Annotated in this window: 16 protein-coding genes; 6 read left to right on the forward strand and 10 right to left on the reverse strand. The window is 75.3% G+C overall.

Annotated elements, in window-relative coordinates; all coding sequences use genetic code 11:
* Positions 1–163 precede the first annotated feature (163 nt).
* Positions 164–1,516, reverse strand: a complete 1,353-nt coding sequence (locus ACRYR8_RS05135) for an extracellular solute-binding protein (protein ID WP_432483007.1) — start codon at positions 1,514–1,516, stop codon at positions 164–166.
* 74 nt (positions 1,517–1,590) lie between these two features.
* Positions 1,591–2,841 (reverse strand): ROK family transcriptional regulator, encoded by a 1,251-nt coding sequence (locus ACRYR8_RS05140; RefSeq protein WP_432483008.1) that lies wholly within the window; start codon positions 2,839–2,841, stop codon positions 1,591–1,593.
* Positions 2,842–3,024: 183 nt separating this feature from the next.
* On the opposite strand from ACRYR8_RS05140, the gene ACRYR8_RS05145 reads away from it, so the two are divergent.
* Together ACRYR8_RS05145 and ACRYR8_RS05150 are read left to right on the forward strand one after the other, a co-directional pair.
* On the forward strand, positions 3,025–3,873 hold the full coding sequence (locus tag ACRYR8_RS05145; protein ID WP_432483009.1) for an alpha/beta fold hydrolase: 849 nt from the start codon (positions 3,025–3,027) through the stop codon (positions 3,871–3,873).
* A gap of 77 nt (positions 3,874–3,950) precedes the next feature.
* Positions 3,951–5,156 (forward strand): sensor histidine kinase, encoded by a 1,206-nt coding sequence (locus ACRYR8_RS05150; RefSeq protein ID WP_432483010.1) that lies wholly within the window; start codon positions 3,951–3,953, stop codon positions 5,154–5,156.
* Positions 5,157–5,169: 13 nt separating this feature from the next.
* Here the strand turns inward: ACRYR8_RS05150 and ACRYR8_RS05155 are convergent, their stop codons facing one another.
* Entirely contained in the window at positions 5,170–5,820 is a 651-nt protein-coding gene (locus ACRYR8_RS05155) for a response regulator transcription factor (RefSeq protein ID WP_432483011.1), read from the reverse strand.
* Complete coding sequence (locus ACRYR8_RS05160; RefSeq protein ID WP_432483012.1) at positions 5,801–6,385, reverse strand: PadR family transcriptional regulator; 585 nt, start codon at positions 6,383–6,385, stop codon at positions 5,801–5,803. Before ACRYR8_RS05160 ends, ACRYR8_RS05155 begins: the two co-directional genes overlap by 20 nt.
* A 109-nt stretch (positions 6,386–6,494) precedes the next feature.
* On the opposite strand from ACRYR8_RS05160, the gene ACRYR8_RS05165 reads away from it, so the two are divergent.
* On the forward strand, positions 6,495–6,842 hold the full coding sequence (locus tag ACRYR8_RS05165) for a hypothetical protein (protein ID WP_432483013.1): 348 nt from the start codon (positions 6,495–6,497) through the stop codon (positions 6,840–6,842).
* Positions 6,843–6,994: 152 nt separating this feature from the next.
* Complete coding sequence (locus tag ACRYR8_RS05170; RefSeq protein ID WP_432483014.1) at positions 6,995–7,567, forward strand: molybdopterin-dependent oxidoreductase; 573 nt, start codon at positions 6,995–6,997, stop codon at positions 7,565–7,567.
* 124 nt (positions 7,568–7,691) lie between these two features.
* Here ACRYR8_RS05170 and ACRYR8_RS05175 read toward each other — a convergent pair whose 3' ends face one another.
* Positions 7,692–8,219 carry a DUF421 domain-containing protein gene (locus ACRYR8_RS05175; RefSeq protein WP_432483015.1) on the reverse strand — a complete coding sequence of 176 codons (528 nt, stop codon included), beginning with the start codon at positions 8,217–8,219 and terminating at the stop codon, positions 7,692–7,694.
* A gap of 49 nt (positions 8,220–8,268) precedes the next feature.
* Positions 8,269–11,184, reverse strand: coding sequence for an FAD-binding and (Fe-S)-binding domain-containing protein (locus ACRYR8_RS05180; protein WP_432483080.1), 2,916 nt, complete (start codon positions 11,182–11,184; stop codon positions 8,269–8,271).
* A gap of 156 nt (positions 11,185–11,340) precedes the next feature.
* Here ACRYR8_RS05180 and ACRYR8_RS05185 point away from each other — a divergent pair, with 156 nt between their 5' ends.
* Both ACRYR8_RS05185 and ACRYR8_RS05190 read left to right on the forward strand, forming a co-directional pair.
* Positions 11,341–11,850 carry an ArsR/SmtB family transcription factor gene (locus tag ACRYR8_RS05185; protein WP_432483016.1) on the forward strand — a complete coding sequence of 170 codons (510 nt, stop codon included), beginning with the start codon at positions 11,341–11,343 and terminating at the stop codon, positions 11,848–11,850.
* A 525-nt stretch (positions 11,851–12,375) separates the two neighbouring features.
* Positions 12,376–12,813, forward strand: a complete 438-nt coding sequence (locus tag ACRYR8_RS05190; protein ID WP_432483017.1) for a M23 family metallopeptidase — start codon at positions 12,376–12,378, stop codon at positions 12,811–12,813.
* Here the strand turns inward: ACRYR8_RS05190 and ACRYR8_RS05195 are convergent.
* Genes ACRYR8_RS05195 through ACRYR8_RS05210 form a run of 4 tightly spaced genes read right to left on the reverse strand, consistent with a single transcriptional unit; the run spans position 12,800 to position 17,122 of the window.
* Positions 12,800–13,690: a nucleoside hydrolase gene (locus ACRYR8_RS05195; RefSeq protein ID WP_432483018.1), complete on the reverse strand. Its 891-nt coding sequence runs from the start codon at positions 13,688–13,690 to the stop codon at positions 12,800–12,802. The two genes, ACRYR8_RS05190 and ACRYR8_RS05195, sit on opposite strands and share 14 nt — an antisense overlap.
* 21 nt (positions 13,691–13,711) lie before the next feature.
* Positions 13,712–14,488 carry a FadR/GntR family transcriptional regulator gene (locus tag ACRYR8_RS05200; protein WP_432483019.1) on the reverse strand — a complete coding sequence of 259 codons (777 nt, stop codon included), beginning with the start codon at positions 14,486–14,488 and terminating at the stop codon, positions 13,712–13,714.
* Positions 14,489–14,492: 4 nt separating this feature from the next.
* Positions 14,493–16,358 (reverse strand): D-apionate lactonase family protein, encoded by a 1,866-nt coding sequence (locus tag ACRYR8_RS05205; protein WP_432483020.1) that lies wholly within the window; start codon positions 16,356–16,358, stop codon positions 14,493–14,495.
* The gene (locus tag ACRYR8_RS05210; RefSeq protein ID WP_432483021.1) at positions 16,355–17,122 is read right to left on the reverse strand and encodes an SDR family NAD(P)-dependent oxidoreductase; all 768 of its coding nucleotides are present in this window, start codon (positions 17,120–17,122) and stop codon (positions 16,355–16,357) included. The genes ACRYR8_RS05205 and ACRYR8_RS05210 overlap by 4 nt, the downstream gene beginning before the upstream one ends.
* Positions 17,123–17,149: the final 27 nt, after the last annotated feature.

Genomic DNA, 17,149 nt, shown 5'->3' on the forward strand with positions numbered 1-17,149 from the left:
CGCGCGGGCGCCGCGCCGCCGCCCCCACCCCGCGGCCCCGCCCCCGCCCCCCCCCCCCCCCCCCCCCCCCCCCCCCCCCCCCCCCCCCCCCCCCCCCCCCCCCCCGGGGGCCCCCCCCCCCCCCCCCCCCCCGGGCCGTGGGTGGTGACGGCGGTCGCCACGGTCAGCCCGCCGCCTGCGTGCGGTCCTCGCCGACGATGCCGACGAGCCCTTCGTCGTAGGCGGCCGCGGCCTCCTCGGGGGTCTGGCTGCCGGTGGCGACGGCCTCGGCGGCGACCTGGATGTTCGCGGAGATCTGCGAGTAGTCCGGGGTGGCCGGGCGGAAGTGGGTCACGGGCACGAGGGAGGAGAAGAACTCGAAGGACGGGTTGTACGCCAGGTACTCCGGGTCCTGGGCGACGTCCTTGCGCACCGCGATCTGGCTGTTCTCGGTGTCGTACTTCAGGGCGTTCTCGCGGTTGAGGGCGACCGTGATGAAGTCGAACGCCGCCTGGGGGTCGGCGGCCGTCGAGCCGACCGACAGGAGCCAGCCGCCGGACATCGAGGTGCGGCCGGGGTCCTGGCCGTCCTGCGTGGGCATGGCGGCGATGCCCATGGTCTGCTCCCACTCCGGCCACTCGTTCTCCCCGGAGATCCACGCGCCGGGCAGCCAGGAACCGTCGATCGCCATGGCGAGCTCGCCCTGCGGGAGCAGCTCGGTGCTGATGCGGGCGCCGAGGGCCGCGTCGAGCATGAGCGAGGTCTCGGGGCCCAGTCCCTCGGAGTAGACGGTGTCGTAGAAGCCGAGCGCGTCGCGGAACCCCTGGGAGCCGGTGATCCACTTCTGGGTGTCGGCGTCGTACAGCTCGTCGCCGGTGCCGTAGAGCAGCATCTCGAAGCCCTGCATGGAGGTCGCCTCGCCCGCGGCGCGTCCGGCGTAGACGTTCAGCGGGATGACGCCGGGCACGCGTTCCTTGACGGTGCGGGCGGCGGCGAGCACGTCGTCCCAGGTGGTGGGCTGCCAGTCGGTGGGCAGCCCGGCCTGCTCGAAGATCCGCTTGTTGAAGTAGATGCCGCGCGTGTCGGTGCCCATGGAGACCCCGTAGGTCTTGCCGTCGTCGCCGAGGCCCGCCTGCTTGGCGGTCTCGTCGAACTGGGGCCAGTCCTCCCACTCGGCGAGCATGTCGTCGACGGGGGCGAGGTAGCCGGCGGCGGCGTCGGAGCGGACCTGGAAGCTGTCCTCGTAGATGACGTCGGGCGCCGTGGAGGCCGAGCGGTTCATCAGGGCCAGCTTGGTGAAGTACTGGTCCTGCTCGGCCTCGATGGGGACCAGTTCGACGGTCTTCCCCTCGTTCGCCGCCTCGTACTCGGTCTTGGCCTTCTCGAGGACGTCCTCGAGCTGGGTGAACTGGGCCGTCCGCTGGTAGGCGACCCGGATGGTCCCGTCGTCGTCCCCGCCGCTGTTCGCTCCCCCGCAGGCCGTCAGGGCGAGGGTCGCGGCCGCGGCCGTCGCGAGGAAGTGCCGTCTGCGCGCCATGGTGCTCCTCCGCATGCCAGGGGGGTCACCGTCGACCCGCCACGGAGTATGTAAATCAATTGGACTTGCGTCCGTCAAGAGCTGACGAGCAGCACCGAGGACCGGGGGCTGAACGCGTCGTCGAGGACCAGGCAGGCGGCGCCCACCGCGGCCACGTCGCGCCCCACCCGGGTGCCGCCGATCTGCACCGCGTGCAGCGGTGCGGCCACCTCGCGGGCCCGCACCAGCGGGGGCACCACCTCCAGGAAGCGGCGCTCCAGCCGCGGCCACAGCGGCCCGCCGAAGACGACGAGGTCCAGGTCCAGGAGGTTCTGCACGCCCGAGACCGCGCGCGCCACCCGGGCCGCGGCGGCGTCGACGACCTCGACGGCCGCGGGCACCCCCTCGTCGGCGAGGCGGCACACCTCCCCCAGGGCACGGTCGACACCGAGCACGTCGTCCAGCGGCCACGGCCCCAGCCCCGCCGCCTGCGCCTGCAGCACCAGCGACCGGGGCGCGTTCCGCTCCCCCAGGCACCCGCGCTGCCCGCACTCGCACACCGGCCCCTCGCCGTCCGCGGCCAGGTGACCGACCTCGCCGGCGTTGCCGGACGAGCCGCGCAGCACCTCCCCGCGCAGCACCAGGCCGGTGCCGATGCCCGTGCCGAGGTAGACGAAGGCGAAGCTGCCCGTCGGCCCGGCACCGCCGGCCCACATCTCGGCCACGGCCGCCGCGACGACGTCCTTGTCGAGCAGCACGGGCAGACCGGTGGCCTCGGACAGCGCGCGGCGCACCGGCACCCGGGCCCAGCCGGGCAGGTTCGGCGCGCCCACGACCTCCCCGGCCGGCCCGTCGACGGGCCCGGGCACCGCCACGCCGAGCCCGACGAGGCGGTCCGCCGGAACCCCCGAGACCCGCACGGTGGACGTCACCTCCGCAGCGACGAGCGCCAGCGTCTCCTCCGGGGGCGCCTCGGGGGCCAGCGGCACGTCGGAACGTGCGACGACACCGCCGCGCAGGTCGAGGACGACGGTGGTCACGACGACCGGGTCCAGGTGCACGCCGACGGCGTAGCGGCCCGAGGGGGCCAGCTGCAGGATCGTGCGGGGCTTGCCCGGCCCCCCGCCCTGCTTGCCGGCCTCGACGACGAGCTCCTGCTCGATGAGGTGCCGGCAGATGTTGGAGACGGTCTGCGCCGACAGGCCCGTCAGGGCGGCCAGCTCCACGCGGCTGAGGCCCTCGGCGTGCCGGCGCACGGCGTCCAGGACGACGACCTTGTTGTAGTCGCCGACGCGGGGCAGGTTCGAGCCGCGGCGCACCGCGGCGGGACGGGGAGGTGCTGCCACCGCGTCAGCGTGCCACGGCCGAGGGGCGGCCGAGCACACCCGTACCCCGGCCGGGAGGTGCAGCAGGCTGTACCCCCGGTACGGGAGCCAGCGCCATCGACCGCCCCCGTCCCGCCCTCCTAGCGTCTGTGCCACCCCGGACGCCCAGCGCCGCGGAACCACCACCGAGAGGGACGAGGCCCCATGCCCAGCACCACCGTCGGCACCGAGAACAGCGCCCCGGTCGAACTGCACTACGAGGACCACGGCACCGGCCAGCCCGTCGTGCTCATCCACGGCTACCCCCTGGACGGGGACTCGTGGGAGAAGCAGCAGCCGGCGCTGCTGGAGGCGGGCTACCGCGTCATCACCTACGACCGGCGCGGTTTCGGCCGCTCCAGCAGGCCCACCACCGGCTACGACTACGACACCTTCGCCGCCGACCTGGACGCGCTCCTGACCGCCCTGGACCTGCGCGACGTCGTGCTCGTGGGTTTCTCCATGGGTTCCGGCGAGGTGACGCGCTACCTGGGGCGCTACGGCTCCGAGCGGGTGGCGAAGGTGGCGCTGCTGGCCTCGCTGCAGCCGTTCCTGCTGAAGACCGACGACAACCCCACCGGGGTGGACGGGGCGGTCTTCGAGGGGATCCTGGGCGCCGTCACCGCCGACCGCTACGCGTACTTCGAGAGCTTCCTCGCCGACTTCTACAACCTCGACCGGACGCTGGGCGAGCGGATCAGCCAGGCGGCCGTGGACGCCAGCTGGGCGGTGGCCGCCGCGTCCGCGCCGCACGCCGCCTCCGCGTGCGTGCCGACCTGGCTCACGGACTTCCGCGAGGACCTGCTGGAGTTCGACGTGCCGGTGCTGGTCCTGCACGGCACCGAGGACCGGATCCTGCCGATCGACGCCACCGCCCGCCAGACGCTGCGGCAGTTGCCCTCGGCGACGTACGTCGAGGTCGAGGGCGCCCCGCACGGGCTGCTGTGGACCCACGCCCGGGAGGTCACCGACGCCCTGCTGGGGTTCCTGGGCGAACCGGCACCGGTCGCCTGAACCGGCGCACGGACGGCCCCGTCGCCCCCCGCCACGGGGGCTCGACAACGCCGCGGCGGGGCCGGGAGCATGTCGGCGTGGACGAGGCGCTGACCGCGACCGGTCGGTGGCAGGGGCACCTGCGCGGTTTCCGGTTCCTCGTGGACGGCACCGCGACGGGCCTGGCGGCCGGCGCCCTGCTGCTCGCGCTGGTCGCGTGCGCGGCCCTGGTCGTCACCTGGCCCCTGGTGCCGCGCCTGGTGCGCGCGGTCGGTGCGCTGGCCGAGTTCGAGCGGCGGCGCACCGGGCGCCACCTGGGGCTCCCGCCGTCGCCGCCCGGCGCGCTCGCCGACGAGCCGGCGGCACCCGCGGTGCGCCGCGACCTCGGCTGGCTGGTGCTGCACGCCACCGCCGGCACGCTGGCCGGGGTCGCAGCCCTGAGCGCACCGATCGGGCTCGTGCAGAACCTCGCGCTGGCCGCCGCGTGGCCGTTGTTCCCCGGCACCGTCTCCACGCTGAACACACCGGTGGCCTCGTGGGGGCAGGCGGGCCTGACGGTCCTGATCGGTGCCGGGTACGCCGCGGTGGGCGCGCTCGTCGTCCCGCCCCTGGCACGCGGGTACCTGCGCCTGAACGCCGCCCGCCTGACGCCGCCGCCCGCGGCGCTGGCCCAGCGGCTGGCGCAGGTCACCGCCACCAGGGCCGCGGCCGTCGACGCCCACGCCGTGGAGCTGCGGCGCATCGAGCGCGACCTGCACGACGGCGTCCAGAACCGGATCGTGGCCGTGGCGATGCACCTGGGCATCGCCGAGCGCGCCCTCGCGCGCGACCCGGCCACCGCGCTGCCCGTGGTCCTGGCGGCGCGCACCGCCGCCGAGGAGGCGCTGGCGGACCTGCGGGGCGTGGTGCGCAGCATCTACCCGCCGGCCCTGGCCGACCGGGGCCTGGCCGGTTCCGTGGCCGGCCTGGCGGCGCACAGCCCCGTGCCGTGCAGCGTGCGGGAGGAGCCGCTGCCCCCCGTGGCGGCCGCCGTGGCCGCGGCCGCCCACTTCACCGTGGCCGAGGCCCTGACGAACACCGCCAAGCACAGCCGGGCCACGCACGTCCGGGTGCACCTGCGCACCGACGCGGGCCGGCTGGTGGTGGAGGTCCACGACGACGGCGCGGGGGGCGCCGACGAGCGCGCGGGCACCGGCCTGGAGGGCATCCGGCGCCGCGTCGAGGCCCTGGACGGCACGATGTCCCTGCACAGCCCGCCCGGGGGGCCCACCACCGTCCGCGTCACCCTGCCCGCGCGGGCGTGACGCGCGGTCGGGCTCACCCCGAGCGCTCCAGGTAGCGCAGCACGGCGGTGACGCGCCGGTCGCTGTCGTCGGCGGGCGCCAGGTCCAGCTTGGCGAAGACGGCGCGGATGTGCTTGTGGACGGCTCCCTCGGTGACGACCAGCCGCCGGGCGATCGCGCCGTTGCCCATCCCCTCGGCCATCAGCGCCAGCACCTCCAGCTCCCGCGGGCTGAGGCGGTCCAGGCCCCGGTCGGCGTGGACGCGGGTCAGCAGCTGCGCGACGACCTCCGGGTCGATGGCCGTGCCCCCCGCCACCACGCGCCGCAGGGCGTCGAGGAACTGCTGGACGTGGCCGACGCGCTCCTTGAGCAGGTAGCCCAGCCCGCCCGCCCCGCCCACCAGCAGCTCGGTCGCGAAGGTCTGCTCGACGTGGGCGGACAGCACCAGCACCGCCAGGCCGGGGTGGCGGCGCCGCGCCTCGACGGCGGCCAGGACCCCCTCGTCGGTGAAGGTGGGCGGCATGCGCACGTCGACGACGGCCACCTCCGGCCGGTGCGCGTCGACGGCCGCCAGGAACTCCGAGGCGTTGCCGGTCGCGGCCACCACGTCGAGGGACTCCGCACGCAGCAGCAGCGTCAGCCCCTCGCGCAGCAGCGCGTCGTCCTCAGCGATCACGATCCGCACGCCGCCCCCTCCCGTCCCCGGCCGCCTCCAGCAGCTCCAGCGCCTCGCGCGCCCAGTCCGCCCGCGCCCGGGCGGCGTGCCGGCCGGCCGAGACGGTCAGCAGGCGGAACACCCCGCGGGTGGCGAAGTCGGGTTCCCGCTCGATCTCGGCGCGCAGCTCGTCGTAGTGCTCGCAGGCGCGCTCCGCCCCGGCCAGCGCCTCGGTGAGCCAGCCGCGCACGAGCGCGGGGTCGACGTGGTGGGCGAAGAACAGGCGCAGCAGGAGCGGGTCGCGCGGGGAGGGCTGCTGGAACGGCTCGGCCAGGAGCTCGCGCAGGCGTTCCCGGCCGGCCGCGGTGAGGCGGAAGACGTTGCCGGAGCGACCGGTCGCCCGATCGCCGCCGCGCTCGCGCTCGACCAGCCCGGCCTCCTCCAGGGCGGACAGCGCCGGGTAGACCTGGCCGAAGCTCTCGTGCCAGAAGTGGCCCAGCGTCTGCACGATCTCGGCGCGCAACCGGTAGCCCGTCATGGGCTCGATCGACAGGGCGCCGAGCACGGCCAGCTGCGTCTGGGGGGTCCTTGCCACCCCTTGAGCATATCTGCTAGATACCCCTATCTTCCAGGCATGCCGCTCCCCGCACCCCCTCCCCCCCGTCCCGGCCGATCGGCCGTCGCCGCCCGCGCCCTGTGCGGCGGTGTGGCCGCGTTCCAGGTCGCGCTCGCCGCGGGCGCGCCGTGGGGGGGCCGCCGCCTGGGGCGGTGCGAACCCCGGCGCCCTGCCGCCCGGGCTGCGCGCGGCCAGCGCGGGTTCCGCGGTCGCCTACGCACTGCTGGCCGTGACGGCCGGTTCGGCGCTCGTGCCCCCGCGCGCCCGGCGACGGGTCCTCACCGGCGCCGCCTGCGTCACGGCCCTGGGGACGGTGATGAACCTCGCCTCGCCCTCGCTCCCGGAGCGGGTGCTGTGGACGCCCGTGGCCGCCGCGCTGACCGTCCTGCTCTGGCGGTCGGGGCGGGTGCCCGGCGGAAGACCGGCCCAGCCGTGACACCGCCACGACACCCGGCGCAGCACCGCCTGCGCGACCTGCTGCCCCGGCACCGGGGCGCCGGCCTCCCGCCGGGCCAACGCGAACTCGGCGTCTTCCCGCGCTTCTCGGACGACCCGCTGAGGCGTCCGCCGCGACTACCGGCCGAGCCCGTGATCACCGTCACCGGAGCCGTCGAGCACGAGCTCCGACTCCCCCTGCACGAGGCCGTGCCACCGGCTCGGCGGGCGGAGGTGGTGGCCGACTTCCACTGCGTCACGACGTGGACGACACGCGGCCTTCGCTGGAGCGGGCTCCCCTTCCGCTCCTTCTGGCACGACGTCGTCGCGCCGGCGTGCGGACCGGCCGCCGAAGCGCGGTGCGTCGTCGCGGAAGGGCTGGACGGCACACGTGCCGTGCTGCTGCTCGAGGACGCGCTCGCTCCCGACGTGGTGCTCGCCGACCGCCTCGACGGCGAGCCGCTCACCCTCGCCCACGGCGCACCCCTGCGGCTCGTGTCGCCGCGGCAGTACGGCTACAAGAGCATCAAGCACCTGCACCGCGTCGAAGTGCACCTCACACCTCCACCGAGCACCTACGGCCCCAAGGAACACCTGCGCGCCCGTGTCGACCTCGAAGAACGCCACTCCTCCATCGGTGCACGCGTGCTGCGGGTGGCGTACCGGCCACTCGTGCCGCTGACCGCCGCGGTCGGCGCGTGGTCCCTCCGCCGAGGACCGCGGTGAGCCAACACCCGTGTCCCCCTCCGCCCGCTCCCGCGGCGACGTGATCCATCACCCGCGTCGTGCCGCACCTTCGACGACCCGCCGGACACGCACGGGTCGTGCAGCAGCTCGGCCGGACGGAGGCTCAGTCCCGCACGACGAACGGGTCCACCGACGATCCGTCCCGCATCGAGCTCTTCTCGATCACCGAGAACTCCCCGTCCGCCTGGAGGACGACGGCGGCCACGCCCTCCAGCGAGCCGAGGCCGTTCTCCCGGGCCGCGGAGTGGATGTCGGCCTCGGTGAACCGGTGCCTGCGCATCGTCTCGCGCACGAACCGCCCGTCGTGGAACAGGAGGACGGGGCTCGTCGCCACGAGCCGGTTCACGAGCGCGGACCGCTGGCGCAGGAACGCCATCGCCCACTGCAGGACCACCAGCAGGGTGAAGACCACCAGGGCCGTGGCGAGCGAGGTGTCCTTCGAGGTGAGCACCCGCCCGAAGGCCGACCCGAGGGTCACCGTCAGCACGAAGTCGAAGGGCGTCATCTTCGCCATGTTCCGCGGCCCGCTGATCCGCAGGACGCCCACGATCCAGAGGTACCCGAGCGTCCCGACGACCAGCGCCCGCACGACAGGTGCCCAGCCGTCCCACCAGAGCGTCACGCCGTCCACGCCCGCCACCGTGCCACGGAGCCCGGGCGCCCGCACGGCGGTCGGACCCTCAGCCCTGCCGCTGCAGCGCCTCGACGAGCAGTTCCGCCAGGTGCTTCGGGCGCACCCCGGCGAGGTTGTCGGACTGGGTGCGGCAGGAGTAGCCGTCGGCCACGACCACTGCGCCCGGGTCCTGCTCGATGCCGCGCAGAGCCGGCAGCAGCGCGTGCTCGGCGACCTTCACCGAGACGTCGTAGTGCCCGTCCTCGGCGCCGAAGTTCCCGGCGAGGCCGCAGCAGCCGGACAGGACCTGGGCGTCCACCCCGGCCTTGGCCAGCAGCGCGGCGTCGGGCGCGAAACCCATGACGGCGTGCTGGTGGCAGTGCGGCTGCACGACGGCGCGCACGTCTCCGTCGGGGTCCAGGCGCGGCGGGACCCAGTCCGGCCGCTGCTCGGCGATGAGCTCGGAGAGCGTCTTCACCCGGGTCTTCAGCGCGTGGGCGCGCGGGTCACCGGGCAGCAGTTCCGCGGCGTCCTCGCGCAGCAGCGCGGTGCAGGAGGGTTCCAGGCCGACGACCGGCGCGTCGGCGGGCAGGCCGGGGGCGCTGAGCGCGTCCAGGGAGGCGCGCAACTGCTTCTTGGCGCCGTCGAGCTGGCCGGTGGACACCCACGTCAGCCCGCAGCAGACCCGCTCGGTGGTGACGGTGACGTCGAAACCGAGGTGCTCCAGCAGCGTCACCGCGGCCTTGCCGACCTCGGGCGAGAAGTGCTCGGTGAAGGAGTCCACCCACAGCACGACGGGCTGCCCACCGGTGCGCACCGGGCGCTTGCCGAACCAGGCGCGGAACGTCTGCTCGGCGAACCTCGGCAGCGGCCGCTCCTGCGCGATGCCGCCGACGCGCTTGGCGAGGGCCGCCAGCGCGGGCACGCCGGTGAGTGCGTTGACGAGCTTCGCCTCGAACCGGTGCAGCGTGGCCAGCCTCGACCAGCGCGGCAGCCAGCCGAGCAGGTAGTGGTTCATCGGCCGCAGCCGCCCGGCGTAGTGCTTGTCGAGGAACTCCGCCTTGTACGTGGGCATGTCCACGCCCGCGGGGCAGTCGACGGTGCACCCCTTGCAGGACAGGCACAGGTCCAGGACCTCGTGGACCTCCTCGGAGCGCCAGCCGTCGGTGACGAGCGTGCCGTTGGCCATCTCCTGCAGCAGCCGGGCGCGCCCGCGCGTGGAGTCCTTCTCGTCACCGGTGGCCAGGTAGCTGGGGCACATGACGCCGCCGGAGTCGGCGCGGCACTTGCCCACGCCGACGCAGCGGTGCACCGCGCGGGTCAGGTCCCCGCCGTCGTGGGAGTACGCGAACTTCAGCGGCATCCCCAGCGCGTGGGCGGGGCGGGCGGCGGGGACGCGCAGGTCCGCGTCGAGCGGCGCGGGCCGCACGAGGACGCCGGGGTTGAGCAGGTCGGCGGGGTCGAAGGCGCGCTTGACCTCCTCGAACGCGGCGATGGAGTCCGCGTCGTACATCAGCGGCAGCAGGGCGCCGCGGGCGCGGCCGTCGCCGTGCTCGCCGGACAGGGAGCCGCCGTGCTTCGCGACCAGGCGCGCGGCGTCCTCCAGGAACGCACGGGTGCGCTCGGCGCCGCCGTCGTCGTAGAGCGGGAAGTCGATGCGCACGTGGATGCAGCCGTCGCCGAAGTGCCCGTAGGCCAGTCCGTCGACGCCGTGGGAGGCCATGAGCGCGTCGAACTCGCGCAGGTACTGTCCCAGCCTCTCCGGCGGCACGGCGGCGTCCTCCCAGCCGGGCCAGGCGGGCTGGCCCTCCGGCGAGCGCCCGGCCAGGCCGGCGCCGTCCTCGCGGATGCGCCAGAGGGCGCGGGCGTCGGCGGCGGTGGGGATGACGACGGAGTCCAGCGCCCCCGAGTCGGCGACCATCGCGCCGGCGGCGGCCAGGGACTCCTCGGGGGTCTCACCGCCCATCTCCACGAACAGCCACCCGTTGCCCGTGGGCAGCCCGTCGACGGACCCGCCGCGGCGGACGACGGCGTCGGCCAGGCGGCGGTCGATGCCCTCCACCGCGAGCGGGCGGTGGGTCAGCAGGGCGGGGGTGGCGTCGGCGGCCTCGTGCATGGAGTCGTAGCCGAGGACGACGAACGTCGTGGACGGGGACTGCCGCACGAGCCGCACGCGGGCGCGCAGGATCGTGGCGAGGGTGCCTTCGGAGCCGGTGAGCAGCCGGGCCAGGGCGGTGCCGCGCGGGCCGCCGGTCTCGGGCAGCAGGTGCTCCAGCGCGTAGCCGGACACCTGCCGGCCGAACGTGCCGAACCCCGTGCGGATGGTGGCGAGGTGGCGGCCGGCCACCGCCTCCAGCCCGGCGAGCAGGTCGGCGGGCGGCTCGTCGGTCCAGAACCGGCGCCCGTGCCCGTCGAGGACCTCGAGCGCGAGGACGTTGTGGCTGGTGCGGCCGTAGGCGAGGGCGTGCGAACCGCAGGCGTCGTTGCCGATCATGCCGCCGACGGTGCAGCGGGCGTGGGTGGAGGGGTCCGGGCCGAAGCGCAGGCCGTGCGGGGCGGCCTCGCGCTGCAGGTCGTCGAGGATCACGCCCGGCTCGATGAGCGCGGTGGCACCCTCCGCGTCGATCTCCAGGACGCGGTTCAGGTGCCGGGAGAAGTCCAGGACGACGCCGGTGCCGACGGCGTTGCCCGCCACGGAGGTGCCCGCCCCCCGGCTGGTGAACGGCACGCCCAGCTCGCGGCACACGGCGAACACGGCCTCGACGTCCTCGATCGAGCGGGGGAAGACGACGACCTGCGGCACGACGCGGTAGTTGGAGGCGTCGGTCGTGTACTCGGCGCGGCGGCGGGTGGAGGCGTCCACGACGCCGGAGCCGGCGGGGGTGCCGAGCGCGGCGGCGAGGCGGTCCGCGAGCCGGGCGGCGGCCGCGTCGTCGGTGGCGGGTGCCGGGGCGGCGCCGGTCACCACAGCGGGGTCGGTCATCGTCACGGCACCAGTGTGACGCCTCGCGGGGACGTTCCCGGCCGCCGCCCGCCGGTGTGGTCACCACCACACCTGGAACTACGTGAATGCGTACTCCGACGCGAGAAGCCCGGGTAGTGCTTGACGTTCAGCGTCGTGCATCCGTACTTTGGGCGTGTGGCCGAGTCTGCGGAGGGGCAGGAGCCGACCGTCTCCGACAAGCTCGACGAGGTCCTCGCGCTGCTGCGGGCGGGCGCCGGCGGCGCGCGGGCGGGCCTGGACGGCGAGCGGTTCTGGGCCCTGGAGGGCCTGCGCGGGCGCGTCGGTGAGGACGGCGGCGTGCTGATGACCGGCACGGTGCGGCTGCCGGGAGACCTGACGTACGAGTGGCAGCAGGGTTCGACCACCGAGGCGCTGCTGGAGGCCGACTGGTCGGCGCGCGCCGGCGCCCTGGACGCCCTGGCCCACCCCGTGCGGCTGCTGCTGGTGCAGCACGTCCTGCGCGGCACCACCTCCACCGGGGACCTGTCGCGCCTGGAGGGCGTGGGCACCACCGGGCAGCTGCACCACCACCTGCGCCAGCTCGTCGCCGCCGGCTGGTTGCGCAGCACCGGCCGCGGCCGCTACGAGGTGCCCGCCCCGCGCGTGGTGCCCCTGCTCGTCCTGCTGCTGGCCGCCGAGCGCTGAAGCACCCCGAACCCCCGACCCCTGCGTGGAGGCCGACGTGAGCCCTCGAACCCCCGCTCCGCTGCGCACCACCGGATCCGCCCCCGCGCTGCCCGGGTGGGTGCGGGCGCTGGCCCGGCTGCGCGGCGCCGCGAACCGCGGCCTGTGCCTGCTCGTCGTCGTGCTGGTGGCGCTGGAGGTGCTGCCCGGGCCGGGGGTGCCGCGGCTGCTGGAACCGCTCGTGGTGCCCGCCCTCGTCGTGCTCGTCGTCCTCGTGGTGGCGCTGACGGTGTTCGGGGGCGGCCCCCGGCCGCCCGCGCGGCTGATCGGTCCGGTCGTCACCGGGCGCTGGCAGGCGCTGTCCACGCCCGCCGACCGCGTGCCCAGCCACGGCACCCACGGCTACGGGCAGACCTACGCCGTCGACCTGCTCGCCGACCCGGCCGACGGTTCCCGGCCGCCGTTCGGCGTCGGCGGTGGTCTCCTGCCGCCGCAGCGGTTCCCCCGTTCGGTCAGCCGATCCTCGCCGGGGCCGGCGGGCGGGTGGTGCGCGCCTCCGGCCGGGCCCGCGACCACCGCTCCCGCAACAGCTGGCTGGCGCTGCCGTTCCTCTTCCTGGAGGGCGCGCTGCGCGACCTGGTCAGCTGGCGACTCGTCATCGGCAACCACGTCGTCGTCGACCACGGCGACGGCAGTTTCGCCTGCTACGCGCACCTGCGCCGCGGATCGCTGCGGGTGCGCCCCGGCGACGTCGTCGCGGCCGGGGAGGTGCTCGGGGAGTGCGGGAACTCGGGGAACTCCAGCGAACCCCACCTGCACCTGCAGCTGATGGACCGGCCGAGCCCCGCCCTGGCCGCAGGGATCCCGTTCGCGTTCACCGGCACCGTGCTGGAACCCGGCGGCGGGCGGGACGACGGGCGGGGCGTGGTCCCCGGCCGGGGTCAGCGGTTCAGCGCGGTGACCGGGGACGTCAGCCCGCGGTAGCCCGCCGGAGCTTCGCGAAGAAGTCCTCCAGCAGGTAACGGGTGTCGAACTCCTCGCACACCAGCAGCGTGCGCCCCGGGTCGGTGCCCCCGGTCATCGTGCACTCCTCGGTGAACCGGGGCGCCACCCGCCGGCGCCACACCGCGCCCTGCGGGTTCAGCACCGCCCCGACGGCGGGCGAGTCCCCCAGGGAGCGGTGCTCGATGGCCCGGGGGTGGTGCTCGTCGTTCCACCCGACGAGCTGGTCCACGAGGTACCGGCCGATGCGCCCGCAGGGGGCCACGCGCTCCTCCAGCTCCGCGTACCCGACGCCGACGCGCGTGTACACCGAGCGCGGCACCTGCCACAGCTCGGCACCGCTGCCGAACACGACGTTCGCGGCGTGCACGTCGTTGCTGAGGTTGAACTCCGGCTTCGGCCCGTCCCAGACCCCGTCGTAGGACGGCCCGCCGATCCACACCACCGTGAGGTCCCGTTCCGCGATCCGCGGCTCCAGCAGCAGCGCCGAGGCCATGTCGGTCAGCGGGCCCAGGAACGCCACGAACAGGGGGCGGCCGTCGTCGGCCAGCGCCTCCTGCACGATCAGGCGGGCACCGGGGCTGTCCACGGGGGTGCGCTCGTCCGGCAGCGCGACCGGGGCCCCGTCCGCGACCCGGACCGAACCGGTGCGTCCGAGCAGCTCCAGCAGCAGTTCCACCTCGGCGCGGCTGTCGGCCATGCTCGTCGCCGAGCGCGCGTCCCCGAAGTGGGCCGGCACGATTCCGCGCACGTCGAGCGTCTCGGACAGCAGCGCGTGAACGACCGCGTACTGGTCGTCCGCCTCGTTCTTGGCGTCGGTGTCCACGACGAGGCGGACGGTTCGAGGCGTCTTGCTCACGGGTTCCTCCTGCGGTGGCGTTCAGGCGCTGCGTTCAGCGGTAGGTCCTTCACCGCTCACCGGCAGGGCGTCGGCGTGCTCCACGCGGTCGCCGGCGGTGCGCATGTGGACGTTCATGGCGGCCTCCGCCGCTCGCGGGTCGTGGGCGGCGATCGCCTCGTACACCGCCCGGTGCTCGCGGCAGGCGGTCACGGCCTGCTCGCTGCTGCGCAGGCCTCGCTCGACCCAGACCCGCAGCAACGAGCGCACGGTCTGCAGCAGGTCGCTCATCACCTCGTTGCCCGCCGCCCGGGCCAGCTGCAGGTGGAAACCGGCGTCCGCCTCGATGAAGGCGGGCAGGTCCTCCGTGCTGGCCTCCATCGTCTCCAGGTGCACGCGCAGGAGCTCCAGGGTGTCCTCGTCGCCGCGCTCGGCGGCCAGGACGGCCGCGCGCACCTCCAGGGCGCTGCGCACCTCCGACAGGTGCGCGGTGTGCTCGGCGGAGAGCATCAGGCCCCAGCTGAGCGTGGTGGGCAGCAGCTCGGACATGCTGTCGCGGATGTAGGTGCCCGAGCCGGGACGCACCTGCACCAGACCGAGGATCTCCAGCGCCGCCAGCGCCTCGCGCACCGCCGAGCGGCCCACGCCGAGGGACTCCGCCAGCCGGCGTTCGGGAGGCAACCGGGACCCGGGGGGGAACTGCCCCTGGGCGATGAGCGAGGTCATCTGGCGAGCGACCTCTGCGACCGCGGACCCTCGCGGGAGAGCCTGCAGATCCAGCTTCAGCCGGGCTGGGTCGTCGTCTCGAAAGGCCGGCACGTCGTCACGCTAGCCCAGGGAGCACCGCGGAGGGCCCGCCGTCGAGGGTCGTCCCCGGAGGGGGCGACGCGCCCTCGCAGCGGGTGGTGCCCCACGGTCGCAGGTGCACGAGCCGGCCGGCGACGTCGAGGTGCCGGGCGGAGCCGGTGAGCTCCGAGAGGAGGACGACGACCCGGCCGTGCCGCCGGGCCGCGACGATCCCGACGCCCGGCAGCAGAGGGGCTCCCAGCAGCTCCCAGCCGCTCACCTCGTGGAGCCACTGCAGCGGCTCAGCGGCGGGGAACGCGGTGCCGTCGGCCGTGCCGAAGCCCCTGGGCCCCCACGTCTCGGCGTAGGTGATCGAGGCGACGCCGGCCGCCGAGAACGCCTGGAAGGAGGCGATGAGCCAGGCGGCGAAGCCGCGGCCGGCCTGGCGCGGGTCGTCGGCCTGCCACACGTGGTGCGGCCCGGTGCCCTCGGGGACGACGTCGGCGTCCGCGGGCGGTCGGGGGGAGGTGGCCACCGCGTTGAAGCGCGGGCGCAGGGTGACGGGACCGATGTGCACCGGGCGGTCACCGGCGATCGCGACGGCCTGCTCGGCGGTCAGGCGCTGCACGGCGAGGGACTCCAGCAGCTGGCGCCGGCCGGTGTCGTGCATCTGCGGGGTGCTGGAGAAGGTCAGCGCCGGCAGGTCCGCGGGGAGGTCGGCGTGGCGCCGGTTCAGCTCGGTGAAGTGCGCGCTCGTGCCGCCGGCCAGCGGCAGGTGGCCGGCGTGCCGCAGGAGGTGCTCCCACAGCGCGGGCGTCGTGGTGTGCCCGACGGCGTCGTAGGCGGCGATCCGGGCGACGGTGGGCACAGGCCCCGGCCCACGCCGGAGCGCCGCGAGGACGGGCTCGAGCTGCGCGGGGTCCTCGGCGGTGATGCGCACGTCCAGCGGTGCGGCGGCGGCCTCACGGCGAGCGCGGGCCAGCACGCCGGGCCAGGCGCGGCCGGTGGCGGCGAGCTCGACCAGCACGGGCCCGGTCCACCACCGGGCGGGGCCGGTGACGTCCCCGGGAGCGGTGGAGGCCCCCACCTGGAGCTGCGGCACCGGACGCCCGGTCGGGGTGAGCTGCACCCGGGTGGGACCGGCGTCGGCGCGGTCGGCGGGAGCGGTCGTGCCCGCCCCGGGCGCCTCCGGCGCACCGGAGCCGCTCACCGTCAGCTCGACCGCCTGCGTGAAGCGGTCGCCGGGCGCGACCGGCACGGGGAACGGCAGGTCCAGCGGGGTGCTGTACGTCTTGAACGAGGCGTCGGTCCAGTTGCGCTGGTCCTCCATCTCGAACACGTCCCCCGCGAAGGTCATGGACGCGTCGGTCCCGTCCGCGGTCCACGCCAGCCCCGCGACGTCCCGGGCGGGCTGGTGCGGGGCGATGGCGACCGGGAAGGCGGTGGTGGTGCTGGTGCCGTCCGGGTGCAGCACGCGCAGCGCGGTGCCCGCGAGGTGCGGGGGGTGCAGGACGACGATCCCCGTCCGATTGCGCTGGAACGTGCTCGCGGCACGACCCTCGACGGTGAACAGCAGGCGCTCGCCCTGCGCGGTGAGCACGCCCCGCCAGCGCACGCGCGCCCCCAGAGCCTCGTGCTCCGCCTCGAGGAGCACCTGCGGGTGCTCGTCCCCCGTGGTGACCTCACACGTGCGGAGCCGGGCGGGCACGGTGCGCCAGTCGTGGTCGCGCACCACCACGCGCAGGGAACTGAGCAGGCGCCGCCCGCGGTGGGTGACGTCGTCCAGGTGCGTGCCGCGCAGGGTGAGGTTCCAGTCCCCGACCTGGAGGGGGCGCGCTGCCGGTTCGTCGTCGAGCCAGGCGTCCACCGGGTCCGCGACCGGACCGGGGACGTCCGCGCTCACAGCGACGTCATCCCGCCGTCGACGCGGAAGACCGCGCCGGTGGCGAAGGACGCCTCGTCGCCGGCGAGGTACACCATGATCCCCTCCACGTCCGCAGGGGTTCCCGCACGGCCGAGGGGGGTGCGCGAGACGATCGCCGCCCGCGAGGTCTCGTCGCCCGAGATGGCGCTCACCAGCGGGGTCTCGGTGTAGCCCGGCACGACGGTGTTCACCCGGATGCCCTCGTGCGCGTAGGCGGCGGCGACCGTGCGCACCAGCCCGTGCACGCCGGCCTTGGAGGAGGAGTAGGCGGTGAAGTCCTTGCCCTCGCCGTTCAGGCCGGTGGGGCTGCCGGTGCAGATGATCGACCCGCCCCTGTTCGCGCCGTCGCGCCCGGTCATGGCGCGCACGGCGTGCTTGACGGTCAGGAACGTCCCCGTCAGGTTCACCTCGAGGGTGCGCCGCCAGACGTCGAGGTCCAGCTCCGCGACGGGCGCGTCCTGCCCGAACAGCTGCACGCCGGCGTTGGCGACGACCACGTCCAGGGGTGCTCCGTCGGTGAGCACCTCCTCGTAGGCGTCGCGCACGCTGTCCTCGTCGGTGACGTCCACGCGCACCGCCACCGCACCGGGGAGCTGCCGCGCCGCCTCCCGCGCGCCGTCCAGGTCTCGGTCGGCGAACACCACCTGCGCACCCTCCGCTGCGAAGCGGGTGGCCACGGCCCGCCCGATGCCGGAGGCCGCTCCCGTCACCAGAGCGCGCTTGCCGTGAAGTCGTCCGCCCATGCTCACCCGTCCTCGTCGTCGAAGCAT

Origin of the sequence: Kineococcus esterisolvens, assembly GCF_050871405.1 — a bacterium.
Lineage (GTDB): Bacteria > Actinomycetota > Actinomycetes > Actinomycetales > Kineococcaceae > Kineococcus.

What these genes read in the sequence shown, in the direction of transcription:
- ACRYR8_RS05135 (WP_432483007.1), bottom strand. Translation starts at nt 1,516, where the DNA reads ATGGCGCGCAGACGGCACTTCCTCGCGACGGCCGCGGCCGCGACCCTC.
- ACRYR8_RS05145 (WP_432483009.1), top strand. Translation starts at nt 3,025, where the DNA reads ATGCCCAGCACCACCGTCGGCACCGAGAACAGCGCCCCGGTCGAACTG.
- ACRYR8_RS05180 (WP_432483080.1), bottom strand. Translation starts at nt 11,184, where the DNA reads ATGACCGACCCCGCTGTGGTGACCGGCGCCGCCCCGGCACCCGCCACC.
- ACRYR8_RS05210 (WP_432483021.1), bottom strand. Translation starts at nt 17,122, where the DNA reads ATGGGCGGACGACTTCACGGCAAGCGCGCTCTGGTGACGGGAGCGGCC.